The 1,022-nt window shown below is 42.7% G+C and carries 1 protein-coding gene; it reads left to right on the top strand.

The genetic code is table 11. From position 1 onward, the window contains the following. Positions 1–321 precede the first annotated feature (321 nt). Positions 322–1,022 (top strand): hypothetical protein (locus tag KDK18_RS11360; RefSeq protein ID WP_257255018.1); only part of this gene is annotated, 701 nt, incomplete at its 3' end.

Raw genomic sequence — 1,022 nt, 5'->3', positions numbered from 1 at the left:
GTGCTTAATGACTTAACAGCTCATCATTTTGGTCATGACTGACAACTTCTGACAAAATTAATTGATTTGTTTCCTGAACTGCTTAACGATGATAAAACATCGTATTGGATCAACACTCTTTTGCTGGCTCATCAGCATATCATCACGTTCATCGGTGGAAATGCAGAAAAGGCAAGAAAACTTCAGAGTGACTCAGATGATTGGAAAGAGATAAACCATTGGCTTCAGAGCTTTGTATGGCACAAGCCAGTCAAGTTCCATACAATTGCACGCAATCTTCACTCACAGCTCGTAGACTATGCAGTCTTTCACAATGACAACTTGAAAAAGTTCAAAGATGGAGACGAAAGTACTTTTATTCTTGCCATTGAACAGGCCAGAAAAGTTGGCTATCAGAAATTAAAACAGACGTTAAAACAATATGAAGATAAAACGGATATTCTATCAGTAAAGATGTCAGGCTGGCTTCACTGCCTGGCTGGATTGACGCTTCTGGAGGCAGAAATAAGTTCTGATCACAAGCAGATAGTATTGACCGGTCGCAAAAGAGTCCTGCTCAGCGCACATGATCATTTCGGCAAAGCTCGTGAACTTGGCTTCCCTTATGGTGGCTATCTGGAATCACTGGTGTTAATGCGGCTAGCCAACCACTATCAGTACTATCAGGGTGAGAACCCCGAAGCCTCGCAAACAGACCCGATTTATAAGCCTGTTATTCAATACGCATCGACCAAAAAACCAGAGAAAAAGATCTTTATTGAAGCAGGTAAGATTGTTACGGAAATTTTGCCCGGTTTGATAGCAAGCTCTCTACTGGGTGTGCGCTTTGCGGCTGAAGCGGCCATCAGAGTCTTTACTGATGAACGGTTTAATCTTCTGCATATCCCTCAGGCTGGGTGGCCAGCACTGATCGCAAAGCATTTTTTTATGAACCCCGTACACCATAACCTCCAATTTTTGTTCAGTCATGATGGCCCTGAAGTTGAAGAAGCGTTATTTCCCAGGATAATTGATCCAGACAG

The organism is Endozoicomonas sp. SESOKO3 (assembly GCF_024606255.1).
Note: the sequence above shows the minus strand (reverse complement) of the source record. Positions and strands in the feature narration are given on the sequence as shown.